The 13,780-nt window shown below is 65.1% G+C and carries 12 protein-coding genes; 5 read left to right on the plus strand and 7 right to left on the minus strand.

What is annotated here, in order from left to right:
• Positions 1-112: 112 nt before the first annotated feature.
• The 4 genes from HAP48_RS22075 to HAP48_RS22090 form a co-directional block, all read right to left on the minus strand.
• Positions 113-952 carry a ChbG/HpnK family deacetylase gene (locus HAP48_RS22075; RefSeq protein ID WP_166209978.1) on the minus strand — a complete coding sequence of 280 codons (840 nt, stop codon included), beginning with the start codon at positions 950-952 and terminating at the stop codon, positions 113-115.
• A complete protein-coding gene (locus HAP48_RS22080) occupies positions 949-1,995 on the minus strand; it encodes a glycosyltransferase family 2 protein (protein WP_166209975.1) in 1,047 nt (348 codons plus the stop codon). Before HAP48_RS22080 ends, HAP48_RS22075 begins: the two co-directional genes overlap by 4 nt.
• Before the next feature lie 153 nt (positions 1,996-2,148).
• Positions 2,149-3,126, minus strand: coding sequence for an ATP phosphoribosyltransferase (gene hisG, locus HAP48_RS22085; protein WP_166209972.1), 978 nt, complete (start codon positions 3,124-3,126; stop codon positions 2,149-2,151).
• Entirely contained in the window at positions 3,123-4,286 is a 1,164-nt protein-coding gene (locus tag HAP48_RS22090) for an ATP phosphoribosyltransferase regulatory subunit (protein WP_166209969.1), read from the minus strand. Before HAP48_RS22090 ends, hisG begins: the two co-directional genes overlap by 4 nt.
• Positions 4,287-4,498: 212 nt before the next feature.
• Between HAP48_RS22090 and HAP48_RS22095 the strand changes: the two genes are divergently transcribed.
• Entirely contained in the window at positions 4,499-5,833 is a 1,335-nt protein-coding gene (locus HAP48_RS22095; RefSeq protein ID WP_166202952.1) for an IS1182 family transposase, read from the plus strand.
• 89 nt (positions 5,834-5,922) lie between these two features.
• On the opposite strand, the gene HAP48_RS22100 is transcribed toward HAP48_RS22095, so the two are convergent.
• Positions 5,923-6,726, minus strand: a complete 804-nt coding sequence (locus HAP48_RS22100) for a 16S rRNA (uracil(1498)-N(3))-methyltransferase (RefSeq protein WP_166209966.1) — start codon at positions 6,724-6,726, stop codon at positions 5,923-5,925.
• Between the two features lie 510 nt (positions 6,727-7,236).
• Here HAP48_RS22100 and HAP48_RS22105 point away from each other — a divergent pair.
• A complete protein-coding gene (locus HAP48_RS22105; protein WP_166209963.1) occupies positions 7,237-7,971 on the plus strand; it encodes a hypothetical protein in 735 nt (244 codons plus the stop codon).
• Between the two features lie 25 nt (positions 7,972-7,996).
• Positions 7,997-8,929, plus strand: coding sequence for a 4-hydroxybenzoate octaprenyltransferase (ubiA, locus tag HAP48_RS22110; protein WP_166209960.1), 933 nt, complete (start codon positions 7,997-7,999; stop codon positions 8,927-8,929).
• A gap of 516 nt (positions 8,930-9,445) precedes the next feature.
• Here the strand turns inward: ubiA and HAP48_RS22115 are convergent.
• Both HAP48_RS22115 and HAP48_RS22120 read right to left on the minus strand, forming a co-directional pair.
• The gene (locus HAP48_RS22115) at positions 9,446-10,483 is read right to left on the minus strand and encodes an IS110 family RNA-guided transposase (RefSeq protein WP_166209956.1); all 1,038 of its coding nucleotides are present in this window, start codon (positions 10,481-10,483) and stop codon (positions 9,446-9,448) included.
• Positions 10,484-10,676: 193 nt separating this feature from the next.
• A complete protein-coding gene (locus tag HAP48_RS22120) occupies positions 10,677-11,201 on the minus strand; it encodes a DUF6101 family protein (protein ID WP_166209953.1) in 525 nt (174 codons plus the stop codon).
• A gap of 275 nt (positions 11,202-11,476) precedes the next feature.
• Here HAP48_RS22120 and HAP48_RS22125 point away from each other — a divergent pair, with 275 nt between their 5' ends.
• Together HAP48_RS22125 and HAP48_RS22130 are read left to right on the plus strand one after the other, a co-directional pair.
• Entirely contained in the window at positions 11,477-12,871 is a 1,395-nt protein-coding gene (locus HAP48_RS22125; RefSeq protein ID WP_166209950.1) for a TldD/PmbA family protein, read from the plus strand.
• Positions 12,858-13,667, plus strand: a complete 810-nt coding sequence (locus HAP48_RS22130) for a 3'(2'),5'-bisphosphate nucleotidase CysQ (RefSeq protein WP_166209947.1) — start codon at positions 12,858-12,860, stop codon at positions 13,665-13,667. The genes HAP48_RS22125 and HAP48_RS22130 overlap by 14 nt, the downstream gene beginning before the upstream one ends.
• The last annotated feature ends 113 nt before the right edge of the window (positions 13,668-13,780 follow it).

Below are 13,780 nucleotides of genomic sequence, written 5' to 3' on the forward strand. Positions count from 1 at the left end.
GCCGAATTAAATTTATGTATGCGACAATACGACCGGCGGTTTTTCCTGAACCTAAAGCGTTTTCGAGCGAAGTGGTACCGGTTCGCGTGAAGGAAACGCGTCAAAACAAGGGTCAGGCCAGTGTAACTTTATTCAGGGCGACCAGGGCCGGGAAATCGTCGCCTGCCAGATAGGCATGTTCGGTCTCGCGCTGCGTCGTCAGCGGGTCGAGGCTTTTCAGCGTGTCATCGACGAAACCGGGATGGCACATCACGAGGCCGCCGTCGGGCATGCCGTCCAGAAAGCCGCGCATCAGTGCCGCGAAATCGTTCTCGCGCGTGAAATCATAGGCTCCGGCGAAGGCCGGATTGAACGTCAGGCCGGCGCGGGTGGCTTTCGCCCGGAATTGCGTGCTGAGCACGTTCAGCACCAGGGCCTTCGGCCCGACCAGCCGTGCCAGCGGACCGTCGCGTCCGCACTGCCGCACCCAGGCCTGCGGCGCGCGCTCCTTCACCGCGCGCAGGAAGCCGTCGCGCACCTGCGGGAACAGCTGCGCGTGCTGGTGACCGTCGACGAAATCGGGCGCGCGGCCGAACAGATCGTGGAAGGCGTCGAGCTGCGCCAGCACCTCGGCATGCACGAGCTCGGCATCTAACCGCCGCATCAGCCCGGCGCGCAGCAGTTTTGCGAACGGCAGGAACATGTCGCCGTCGAGCGGGCGGAAATGCATCGTCAGCGGCCGGAACGGCGCGGTCAGCGTCACATGCAGCCCGATCGCGCAGCGCGGGCTGCATGTGACCGAAGCCTGCAGCGCGGCCGCAGCCTCGCGGCCGATCGCCGGCGTCACCGTCATCACCGAGGTCGCGTTGAGGCGGCCGCGCTCGATCAAATCGCGGATGGCGCGGTTGACGCCGTCACTCAGGCCGTAATCGTCAGCACACAGCCAGATCCGGCGTGGCGGGGATTCGCTCATTCGGCGGCGGTCCGCTCGGCGGCGCTTTGCGCCGCACCGCCGTCTGCGTGCTTCTCGGTATGCTCGGCGACGAAGTAGATCGGCCGCGCCTTCAATTCGGAGAGGATCTTGCCGATATATTCGCCGACGATGCCGATCATGATCAGCTGCACGCCGCCGATCGTCATCACGCCGATCATCAGCGACGGATAGCCGGGGACCTGCTTGCCGGTGGTCAACACCTCCCAGAGGATCGAGAGACCGAACAGGAAGGCCGCGCCTGCGAGCAGCGCGCCGAGCAGGCTGGCGAAGCGCAGCGGCGCCACCGAGAACGAGGTCAGGCCCTCGATCGACAGGCCGATCAGCCGGCCGGCATTGAAGGTGGTGACGCCATGCGCGCGCGGCGCCGGCTCGTAGTCGACGCGGATCTGCCTGAAGCCGATCCAGCTCGCGAGCCCCTTGAAAAAGCGGTTGCGCTCCGGCAATTGCCGCAGCGCCGCGGCCGCGCGCGGCGACAGCAGGCGGAAGTCGCCGGCATCTTCCGGGATCTTCTGCCGCGCGCCCCAGTTGATCAGCGCGTAGAAGCCGCGCCCGGCCAGCCGCCGGAACGCCGATTCATTGTCGCGATGCGCCTTCGCCGTGTAGACCACGTCGTAGCCGTCATCGATCCAGTGCGCGACCAGCTGTTCCACCAGCGTGGGCGGATGCTGGCCGTCGCCGTCCATGAACAGCACCGCGCCGCGGCGCGCATGGTCGAGGCCGGCCATCAGCGCCGCCTCCTTGCCGAAATTGCGCGACAGCGACACCACCTGCAGGTCCAGCCCATCGGCGGGCAGGCCGCGGGCGATCGCAAGGGTAGTGTCGGCGCTGCCGTCGTCGACATAGACCACTTCGCAAGGCAGCCCGTAGCGGGCGCGCAGCGACTTGGCGAGATCGATCAGCCGCTGGTGCAGCGCCGCAAGCCCGGCGGCCTCGTTGTAGACCGGCACGACGATGGACAGACCCTGCGCGGCGGCGGTCTTGGCGGTTGTGGTCAGGCTGGAAACGTCAGAGCCCAGCATCATCGGTCAGGTTCCAGAACTAGGCGCGTTTTCGAGCGAAGCGGACATCCGGCTCGCATGCGGAAAACGCGTCAAACAAGAGAGGTCAAACAAGAGAGCTTGAACAGAATATGGTACCGCGGGGCAGCTGTCGCCAAGATGAAAGGCCCTGCCTGCTTATTGTCGCAGGAACGCCTCGAGCCTGGCGAACAGCGGGTTCTCGCGGTCGTACACATAGTCCAACGACACCACCGACACGGTTTCGGCGCCGTGGTCGCGCAGGAAGCTGCCGAGCGCGTAAAGTTTCCCCGGTGGGCAGTGCAGCGTAAGCATGCCCGACGAGGTCGGCCCGCCGAACGGAGCCACCACGCCGAAACGGTTGTGCGCCTCGGAGAGCAGCGCATCGTTGCAGCCGGCAAAGCGGGTGCGGACCTCGCGATACTTGCTGGCACGGGCGCGGGCGGCGATGTGGTCAAGGATCACGCGCGCGGTCTCGCGGGCGCCGGTCGACCAGTCGGCATCCCGCGACGCCACCAGATTGGCCTGGCTGCGCAGCATGACGCCGTCGTCGAGCACCTTGAGCCCGTTGGCGGCGAGCGTCGCTCCGGTCGTGGTGATGTCGACGATCAGTTCCGCGGTGCCGGCCGCGGGCGCGCCTTCGGTGGCGCCGGCGCTTTCCACGATCCGATAGTCGCCGACGCCGTGCTTGGCGAAAAAGCCGCGCGTCAGATTGATGTATTTGGTCGCCACCCGCATGCGGTGATTGTGCTGCTCGCGGAAGCCGGAGGCGACGTCGTCGAGGTCGGCCATGGTGCGGACGTCGATCCAGGCCTGCGGCACGGCGACCACGACATTGGCATAGCCGAAGCCGAGGCCCTCGATCATCAGCACGCGCTTGTCGGCATCCGGAATGCTTTCGCGCACCAGGTCCTCGCCGGTGACACCGAGATGCACGGAACCGCGCGCCAGATTGGCCGCGATCTCGCTCGCCGAGAGATAGGCGATCTCGACATTGTCGACGCCTGAGATGGTGCCGCGATAGTCGCGCGCGCCGCCGGCCTTCGACAGCGTCAGCCCGGCGCGGGCGAAGAAGCCTTCCGCGTTTTCCTGCAGGCGTCCCTTGGAGGGGACGGCGACGACGAAGGGCGTGCTCATTGGGCACCTCCGCGGAGGGCCTTGCCATGCCGGGTCATCGCCTCGATCCAGACCGAGAAGCCGACCGCCGGGATCGGGCTTGCCGAGCCGAGCTGCGTCATCAGCCCATCATAGCGACCGCCCGCGACCAGCGGCTCGGCGCCGTTGCCCTTGGCGTGCAGCTCGAATTCGAAGCCGGTGTAATAGTCGAGGCCGCGGCCGAACGCGGTCGAGAACCGCGTCTTTCTGGTGTCGATGCCGCGCGCCGCCATGAAGCCGACCCGGCTCTCCAACTGGTCAATCGCGGCGGCGAGGTTGAGCTTGGCGTCGTTGGCCAGCGCGCGCAGCTGCGCGGCCGCGTCGTCGGGATCGCCCGATATCGCGAGGAAGCGCTTGATGATGGCGACCGCGTCGCGCGGCAGCGCGCCACCCTTCAGCGTCGATTGCTCGAGGAAGCGGTCGGCGATCTCGGCGACCGTGCGTCCGCCGACATTGGTGGTGCCGGCGATCGACATCAGATCGGTGACCAGCGCCAGCGCCGCCTTGCGGTCGGAGCCGGCAAGAGCCGCGAGCACGCCCTCATATTCATTGCGGCCCGGCGCGGTCGCGAGGGTCAGCTGCTCGATGTCGTCGGTCAGCGAAACCTTGCGGTTGAAATCCTTGATCAACCGGCGCCGCCACACCGGGTAAAGCTCCAGCGCATCGATCAGCGCGTTGAACAGCGCGACGTCGCCGGTGCGGATCTCGACATCGCTCAAGCCGAACGCCGTGGTCGCCTCCAGCGCCAGCGCCAGCATCTCCGCGTCGGCCGCGGCGCGGTCCTGCCGCCCGAACGATTCGATACCGGCCTGCAGGAACTGGCTGGGCTGGCCGCCGCGATAGCGGAACACCGGCCCGAGATAGCTGAAGCCGGCCGGCTGGCCGGCCCTGTTGGAGGCGAGGTAGTCGCGCGCCACCGGGATCGTGAGGTCCGGGCGCAGGCAGAGCTCCTCGCCGCTCGGGTCGGTCGTCAGATACAGGCTCTTGCGGATGTCTTCGCCGGAGAGGTCGAGGAACGGCTCGGCCGGCTGCAGGATCGCGGGCTCGGACCGGAGATACCCAGCCTGCGCGAACGAGGCCAGCAACGCATCCGCCCAGTCGGCGGATCCGGCGGCGGATCGTGGTGCGGCAGCTTCGGTCATCTCAGTATCCAAAAGGTGCGGAATTCGGGTTCCCGCTCGAGGTTCCAAGGTGGTTCGGGGGCAGCCCTTACCATGGCCGTATCACGGTTTCGACAGCGATCGGCCAAGTGGCTTAATGATTGCGTCCGTTAACGATTTTACGACGGCTTGGCTAGGAGCTTGTCTGGATAGTCGCTGTTCAAATCTGGTCGGGTCTGATTCAACATTGGGCGATGAGCAAGTATTTTCGGCCTTGGAACATCGATCAGACGCTGCTTCTGCCGCCGAATGTGCAGGACTTCGTGCCGAAAGGCCATGTCTCGCGGTTTATGGTTGATCTGGTGCGGGAGAGCCTCGATCTCAGGGAGATCATGGGCAGCTATGTGAGCGGGCTTGGGCAGCCGCCGTTTGATCCGCGGATGATGGTGGCGCTGCTGCTGCATAGCTATGCGAGTGGGCTGTATTCGTCGCGTCGGATTGCCAAGGCCTGCCGGGAGCGGAACGATTTTGTGATGATCGTGGCGCTGGATGCGCCGGATTTTCGGACGATCAGCGACTTTCGCAAGCGACATTTGAAGGCGCTCGGCGCGCTATTCGTGCAGGTTCTGAAGTTGTGCGAGACGGCCGGGCTGGTCAAGCTCGGTCATGTCGCGCTGGATGGTACGAAGATCAAGGCGAACGCGTCGAAACACAAGGCGATGAGTTATGAGCGCATGAAGAAGCGCGAGGCGGAATTGAAGGCCGAGGTCGCTCGCATGCTGGCGGCCGCCGAGGCGGCGGATGCCTCGGAGGATGAGACTTTCGGCAACAGCGACGAACTGCCGGACTGGACCGTCGACAAGCAGAAACGGCTGGCGAAGATCCAGCAAGCGATGGCGGCGCTGGAAGCGGACGCCAAACTGGCGGCGGAGGAAGAGCGCCGCATCGAGGCCGAAAAGGAACAGCAGCGCCAGGCCGAAGGCCGCAAGAAGCCGGGCAAACCGGCGGCGCTGCCATCGGAGGAACCCAATCCCAAGGCGCAACGCAACTTCACCGATCCGGAAAGCCGCATCATGAAGTCGAAGGATGGCTTCGTTCAGGCCTATAATGCCCAGGCGGCCGTCGATGCACATGCCCAGATCATTGTCGCGCAAGAACTGACCCAGCACGGCAGCGATCAGGGCCAGTTGGTGCCCCTGATCGAGGCCATCGAGAGCAATCTTGGCCGCAAGCCGCGGCAGGCCTCAGCGGATTCCGGCTACTGCAGCGAAGCCAATCTCGAAGCGCTCGACACACGCAGCATCGATGGCTATGTCGCGCCCGGACGCGCCAAACACCCGACAGTAGCGAACGGAAAAGTCGGCGGCCCGCTGACACAGGCCATGCGAAAGAAGATCGACGATGGCGGCTTCGAAACACCCTACCGATTGCGAAAGCAAGTGGTGGAGCCGGTGTTCGGGCAGATCAAACAGGCAAGAGGCTTCCGCCAGTTCCTGTTGCGGGGCATCGAGAAAGTGCGCGCCGAGTGGACAATGATCTGCACCGTCCATAACCTCCTCAAGCTGTTCAACCTCGCAAACGCAGCCTGAGCCTGCTACTCTACAACAAATGCCCGTCACGAAAACATATCTGGACGGGCTCCTAGGGGCAGGAATTGCGAGTGAGGTGGGCACTCCAGTCAGGCTCCCTCCCCCCTTGCGGCGGAGGGAACCCTTCCGCCGGTGCGTCCTTCACTAACACCTCCCCAATCCCCGAGCGCCGCCTGCACTAGGGCCAGTGCGGCGACGGCCGCGGTGTCGGCGCGCAGGATGCGCGGGCCGAGTGCGAGGCGGAGGAGGTTGGGCTGGCGCAGCAGCAGGGTGCGCTCCTCCTCGGCAAAGCCGCCTTCCGGGCCGATCAGCACATCGATCCCGGCCTGCGCCGCATTTGCCGCCTGCAGCGCCTGCACCGGGTTCGCGACCTCGGCGGCCTCGTCGCAGAACACCAGCAGGCGCGCCTGGTCGCGCCCGGAGAGGAAGCGTTCCAGCGGGAGCGGATCGGCGACCTCGGCGAGCGAAATGATCCCGCATTGCTCGGCGGCCTCGATCACATTGGCGCGCATCCGCTCACCATTGACCCGCGACACCTGGGTGAAGCGGGTCAGCACCGGCACCAGCCGTGCGGCGCCCATCTCGACCGCCTTCTGCACCATGTAGTCGAGCCGCGCATGCTTCAGCGGCGCGAACACGTAAGCGACGTCGGGCAGGCGGTCCTGCGCGCGGGTCCGCGTGATGATCGCGAGGGTGTCGGGGCGCTTGCGGCCACCGATCTCGGCGCGCCATTCGCCGTCGCGGCCGTTGAACACCAGCACGCCGTCGCCGGTGCCGAGCCGCAGCACGTTGCCGAGATAGTTGCTCTGGTCGCGTTCGAGCGCGATGGTCGCGCCGGCGCCAAGCGGCGCATCGACAAACAGGCGGGGGCTGCGAAAATCGAGTTCAGGCATGTCCGATTCCGGACCGCGCTTTAGCCCAAAAGGCGAGGCGGCCTTATTGCTCCGTGGCGAATCTACCAAACTGAGCAATACCGTAGTCCCGCGGACTCGTCAGGAACTCGCCGGCCAGCGTACTAAGGACCTGTCGATGTATTGCTTCTGTCACCAAGTCATTGGTTAAGTTCTTAAGTCCAAAGCTCTTAAATCCAAGGGGTCGCTTGCACGCGGCCCCTTTTGCTTTTCAGTCACCCCTGTGCGGCGTGGGGCCGCAAATCCAGACTGTGGCATGACCCGAAAATCGGGTTCAGGTATATTTGATCGGTCCGGTTTTACCGCCGTTCGTAGCCTAAAGGCTTATAAACGAGGAACAATTTAATGTGGCCGGTGTGGCCCTACGCCGCGCTGTCGCCCAAATCCACGGGTTGTTAAGGCGCCACAGGAATCGTAAAACGCCCCCAAATTGGTTGCTTCGTTTTTGTTGCGCTGGGGTTGCCTGGACCTTTTGCCGGAGAGACACCCTCGATGATCCGCCGCCTGATCGTGCTGACCGTTGCCGCGACCGCCCTGTCCGTCGGGCAGGCCGCTGCCCAGAGCGCCTTTCCGGCTCCGCTGCCCAATCAGGCCGGCAAGGCCGGCACCGCGTCCGATCCGGCGTTTCCGCCGGTCAGTGGTATGCGTCCAAGCCAGGCTGGAACAGCCTCGGATTCTGCGTTCCCGCCGGTCAATGGCGCGCCGGCAGCCAGGGTCGGCGCGGCGCCGTCGGCGTTCCCGGCCAATGGAGCGGCCCCCATTGCCGGTGGCGGGTTGTCCTCGCCGCCGCCCCCGCCGAGCGAGGCGGGCGGCGCCAACGAGGCCTGCATGAAGAATTTCGTGCCGCTGCGCGAGGAGGCTGAGAAGCGCGGCAAGGCGATCAAGGCCGCGAGCGATCGCCACGCCAGCCCGCAGGAGGCCTGCAAGCTGATCGGCAATTACAGCCAGGCCGAGGTCAAGATGATCAAATATGTCGACGTCAACGCGGCCAAGTGCGGAATTCCGCCGCAGATCGCCAACCAGCTCAAGGACGGCCACAAGAACACGGAAGCGCTGCTGAAGAAGGTCTGCAATGTCGCAGAGCAGGCAGCGGCGCAGCCGCGCGGCCCCGCGGGGCCGTCGCTGAGCGACGTGCTGGGTTCGTCCGCTTCGCTGCCCGAAGCGACCCCGACCAAGAAGGGCGGCAGCACATTCGATACGCTGAACGGCAACGTCCTCACCCGATAAGGGGCCGCCCGATGATCGACCGCTCATGAGCGACGTTTCCGCCCGCGTTGCCGACTCCACAGGCAACTGGGTGGACACTCATGCGCCGGTCTGGTCGCGGCCCTATCTGCGGCTTGCGCGCTACGACCGGCCGATCGGCTCCTGGCTGCTATTGATGCCGTGCTGGTGGTCGGCGGCGCTCGCCGCCGGCGTCGCGCATGATGTCCGCTCCTTGCCGCTCGTCGTGCTGCTGTTCTTCATCGGCGCCTTCGTGATGCGCGGCGCGGGCTGCACCTGGAACGACATCACCGATCGCGATCTCGACGCCAAGGTCGAGCGCACTTGGTCGCGGCCGATCCCGGCCGGGCAGGTGACGGTGACGCAGGCGGTGGTCTTCATGGTGCTGCAGGCGCTGATCGGGCTTGCGGTGCTGCTGCAGTTCAACCGCTTTGCGGTGATGACCGGCATCGCTTCGCTTCTGATCGTCGCGATCTACCCGTTCATGAAGCGGATCACCTGGTGGCCGCAGGTCGTGCTCGGCCTCGCCTTCTCCTACGGCGCGCTGATGGGATTTGCGGTGACGCTCGAACGCATCGATGCAACTGCGATTGCGCTCTACGCCGGATCGATCGCCTGGGTGATCGCCTACGACACCATCTACGCCCATCAGGACGCCGAGGATGACGCGCTGATCGGCGTCAAATCCACCGCGCGCCTGTTCGGCGCACGCACCCACCGCGCGCTGGTGATCTTCTATGGTCTCGCCGTGCTGCTGATCGGCGCCGCGTTCGCGCTCGCGGGCGCACGCTGGCCGGCCTGGATCGGCCTTGCAGCATTTGCGCTGCATCTCGCCTGGCAGGTCCGCCGGCTCGACACCAGCGATCCCGCGCTCTGCCTGCGCATCTTCAAGTCCAACCGCGACGCCGGCTTCATCCTGTTCGCGAGCCTTGTCGTCGATGCGGTGATGCGCGCGGGGTAGCACGTGCTCTGCCTCATGAGAGGGCGGAACGAGATGCAAGCCTCGGACAAAACATGCCGCGGAAATGCGAAGCTGCGTCCCCACCACAACTGTCATCGCCCGGCTCGACCGGGCGATCCAGTACGCCGCGGCCTCTCGGTTCAAGCACAGCCGTCTCTGGAATACTGGATCACCCGCTTTCGCGGGTGATGACACCGCGTGGTGTGGCAACTTGAATTGCGACCGATCCTCAGTGTCGTCCTGGCGAATGCCAGGACCCATATGTGGACGGCCCCCGTGGCACAAGAGCTGTTTGGTGAGATCGGATCGCTTGCATCCATATGTCCGGCCTTTTGAGTGCGATCGAATGGATCGCTGGCCAAGATGGTTTGCGCGATGCGAGTTCCAAACAACCACGCGACCTGTTGGCGGCCGATGGGTCCTGCGGACTGTCTCGCATCGTTGCTCGATCGATCGCTCCATCTGCTCTTGCAGCTCCGGTCGGTCGGCGAGCGAGCCCGCCGGCTGGCCAATCTATTAGGCGGCGGCTGTCATGGGATTCATCCGTGCCGCCTCGTAACTCTCGCCCGTCGCCATCAGCTTCCAGGCGATACGGGCCACTTTGTTGGCGAGCGCCACGGCCGCAAGCTTCGGCGGCTTGCGCTTGATCAGCGCCAGCAGCCAGCGCGAGTGATGACCGCGTCCCCGCCCGGCCTGCTGGATCACCGCTGTGGCCCCGACCACCAGCAGACGGCGCAGGTCCTCATCGCCCGCCCGCGTGATCTTGCCAAGCCTGGTCTTGCCAGCGGTGGAGTGGTCCTTGGGTGTCAATCCCAGCCAGGCCGCAAAATGACGACCAGAACGGAACGCGCGCGGATCAGGTGTCTTCATCACCAGCGCGGTTGCAACGATCGGACCGACCGAGGGGATCTGAGCCAAGCGCCGGCCCGTGGCATCGGCGCGGTGCCAGGCCATCAGCTTGGCCTCAATCGCCTCCAACTCACCCTCGAGCCTGATGCGCTCCCGGCCCAGCACCACAAACAGCTCGCGCGCCAGAACGGGAAGCGTCTCGTCCTGCGCAATCCGCGCCAGCAGTGGTTCGATCGCGTCCAATCCCTTGGGTGCGATCAGGCCATACTCCGCCGCATGGCCGCGTATCGTATTGGTCAGCTGGGTGCGCCGGACGATCAATCCGTCGCGGACACCCATCAGCATCAGCGCAGCCTGCTGCTCGGCCGTCTTCACCGGCACGAAGCGCATGCTCGGCCGGCTCATCGCTTCACACAGACCTTCTGCATCCCGCCCGTCATTCTTGTTCCGCATCACGTAGGGCTTAACCAATTGCGGTGCCATCAGCTTCACCTCGTGACCGAGCTTGGAAAGCTCCCGCGCCCAATGTTGCGAAGCCCCGCATGCCTCCATCCCGATCACGGTCGGCGGCAATTTGGCGAAGAACTCCAGCACCTGTTTGCGCGACAGCTTCTTGCGCAGCGCCACCTGCTCCCTCGCATCAACCCCATGCAACACAAAAATATACTTCGACGTATCAATCCCAATGCGGATAATCTGGTTCACGGACGGCTCCCATGTATGAGATCTAGACAACCTCATTCTGGCACACTGATGCCGTAGGGGGCCGTCCACACCATCAACCCCAAATCTGAATTGTTGCGCGACGCTGGGGCCGCGATACCGGTCACAACCACATGCGGTGGTTATGGGTCCTGGCTTTCGCCAGGACGATGGCGAGGGAGCGCGAGTGGCAAACTCAATTTCGTGCGATGATCTCGCGCTCGTCGCGATGCACGCTGGCTTTGTTGAGCTGGACGCCGGCGCGGCGGCGGACCAGGAATTTCGGGCGGCGGGCGCGGATCGCGTTGCGGCGACGGCGGCGCGGGGCCGGCTGGCGTGGCGCCGGCTCGGTCAGTTGCGGGAGACGGAAGATGTCGCTCCACATCTGCCAGGCGGACGCAATCTCCTCGGCATCCGAACTGGTGCCGAGCGGAATGGAGAGCGCGGGATCGCGGTGAACCAGCACCAGCATCTGCGCGTCGTCGATGCCGCGCAATGCGACGCCGAGGAAATCGCTGACGCGAACATTGACTGCCATCCGCATGCCGAGAACGGCACGGCGCAGCACGACATGTTCGCGATGAAGCTCGACCTGCCGCATGCCGCCATCCGCGCGCGCATCCTGCGCGTGGAAGGAAAGCGGAAGGGAAAGAGGGTCGAGCCGCAACGCGCAGCTCGACCCGGCGGAATTGATTCCGCTTGTTGGTGTTTGACGCCTCAAAGCCTTATCTCCCCGCCGGGATTATGTTCCCGGTCGATGTGTGAGAGCCTAGCCGAGCGATGGCCGTTTCGGCTTAAAAAGCCTGGTTAACCCATCCTCACCTGGTGCCATGATTGACAAGAGGTTGGCCCGCATGATTGACGAAGCCTTGCGCCGATCACTCAAATCTTTGTTGCCCGCCGGTGCAAAGTGCTTGAAATCCCTGTGAATCCTGCACATCTGGTGGGTCTGTCGACCTCGTTCCGGGCCTCCCCTCAATCCGCAGGAATTCGTTCGTGAACCCTTCACCATCTGCATCGTCGTCGCGACACGGCGATTCCTCCGATCTGTTCGACCAATCCGGCCTCACCGACCTCGCGCAGCGTCTGGTCGAGGCCGCAAGGCGCGCCGGCGCAGACGCGGCCGATGCGATCGCGGTCCGCGGCGTCTCGCAAGGCGTCGAGGTGCGCGACGGTCGGGTCGAGGAAACCGAGCGCTCCGAAGGCGATGACGTGGGGTTGCGGGTGTTCGTCGGTCAGCGCCAGGCGGTGGTGTCGACCAACGACATCAGCGGCGACGGCATCGCAAAGCTTGCCGAGCGTGCGGTGGCGATGGCGCGCGTGGCGCCCGACGACAAATATGTCGGGCTGGCCGATCCTGCGCTCCACGCGCATGATTTCCCCGATCTCGATCTGCTCGACCGCAAGGTCCCGACCACGGCGGAGCTCGAGCAGCGCGCCATCGAGGCGGAGGCTGCGGCGCTCGCGGTCAAGGGCGTCAGCAAGTCCGGCGGGGCATCGGCCTCGACCGGGATCGGCGGGATGGTGCTGGTGACCTCGACCGGCTTTCACGGCTCCTATCTGCGCTCCAGCCACGGCATCTCGACGACCGCGATTTCCGGTGAGGGCACCGGCATGGAGCGCGACTATGATTTCACCAGCGCGCCGCATGGGTCCGATCTCGATTCACCCGCTTCCGTCGGCCGCAAGGCCGGCGAGCGCGCAGTGGCACGGTCGAACCCGCGCAAGGTCGAGACCTGCAAGGTGCCCGTGGTGTTCGATCCGCGGGTTGCCGGCTCGATCGTCGGCCATGTCGTCGGCGCCATCAACGGCGCCTCGATCGCGCGCAAGACCAGCTTCCTGAAGGACAAGCTCGGCGAGCAGCTGTTCTCCAAAAATATCCGCATCATCGATGATCCCCTGCGCGTACGCGGCCTGCGCTCGCAGACCTTCGATGCCGAGGGCGTCAAGGTGAAGCGAACGGCGCTGATCGACGAGGGCGTGCTGACGACCTGGGTGCTGGACTCGGCGACCGCGCGCGAGCTCGGCCTGGTCACGACGGGGCACGCGCATCGGGGCGTGTCGTCCTCGCCGTCGCCCGGCACCTATAATCTGCATCTCGAGCCCGGTGCGGTGACGCCGAAGGAATTGATCTCCGACATCAAGCAGGGCTTCTATGTCACCGACCTGATCGGTTCCGGCGTCAACGGTGTGACCGGCGATTACAGCCGCGGCGCGTCCGGCTTCTGGATCGAGAATGGCGAGATCACCTATCCGGTCAGCGAAGTGACCATCGCCGGGCATCTGCTGCCGATGTTCAAGTCGTTGGTCGCCGCCAACGATCTGGAATTCCGCTACGGCGTCAATTCGCCGACGCTGCGCATCGAGGGCCTGACGCTTGGCGGACGCTGATACGGACGACTGGACCAAGGCGCGCGATGCTGCCTTGCTGACCCGGTCGGTGCAGGAGGCCGGCCGGCTCGCGCTGTCGCTGTTCCGCACCGAATTGAAGAACTGGACCAAGGGCGCGTCCTCGCCGGTCTCCGAGGCCGACATCGCGGTCAATGACTTGCTGGAACAGCAGCTGCGTTCGGCAACGCCAGCCTATGGCTGGCTGTCGGAGGAAAGCGCCGACAACACGGCCCGGCTCGGCAAGCGCTTCACCTGGATCGTCGATCCGATCGACGGCACCCGCGCCTATCTCGCCGGCCGCGAGGACTGGTGCGTCAGTGTGGCGCTGGTTGAAAATGCAGCTCCGGTGCTCGCGGCGGTCTATGCGCCGGTGAGCGAGGAATTCTTCTTTGCCGCGCGCGGGCAGGGCGCGACGCTGAACGACAGCGCCGTGCATGCAACCGCAGGCACTGAATTCGATTTCCCCCGCATGGCCGGACCGAAGCCGCTGGTGCAGCGGCTAAGCCCGACATCGGACGAGATCACGCTGTTTCCGCGGATCGGATCGCTGGCGCTCAGGCTGTGCCGTGTAGCACAAGGTCGACTTGACGCCGCCTTTGCGGGCGGGCAAAGCCGCGACTGGGATCTTGCCGCCGCGAATTTGATCGTGCAGGAAGCGGATGGTAAGATGACCGCGCTCTCGGGGGAAGCGATTGAGTACAATCGCCGGGAGGTGACGCATGGGGTGCTGGTGGCAGCAGGACGCGAACGTCATGCACGCATTGTCGAGCATTTTCGCAGCCGTCCATTGCCGTGAGGCCCCGCCGATCCGCGCCGTTCCTCCGATTGCGACGACCAGACGTTACGACAGACTTGTTACGACAGACCTGTGACGACCAGACTTGTGACGACCACGACTTTGCCGGGCAT

Source organism: Bradyrhizobium septentrionale (assembly GCF_011516645.4).
Lineage (GTDB): Bacteria > Pseudomonadota > Alphaproteobacteria > Rhizobiales > Xanthobacteraceae > Bradyrhizobium > Bradyrhizobium septentrionale.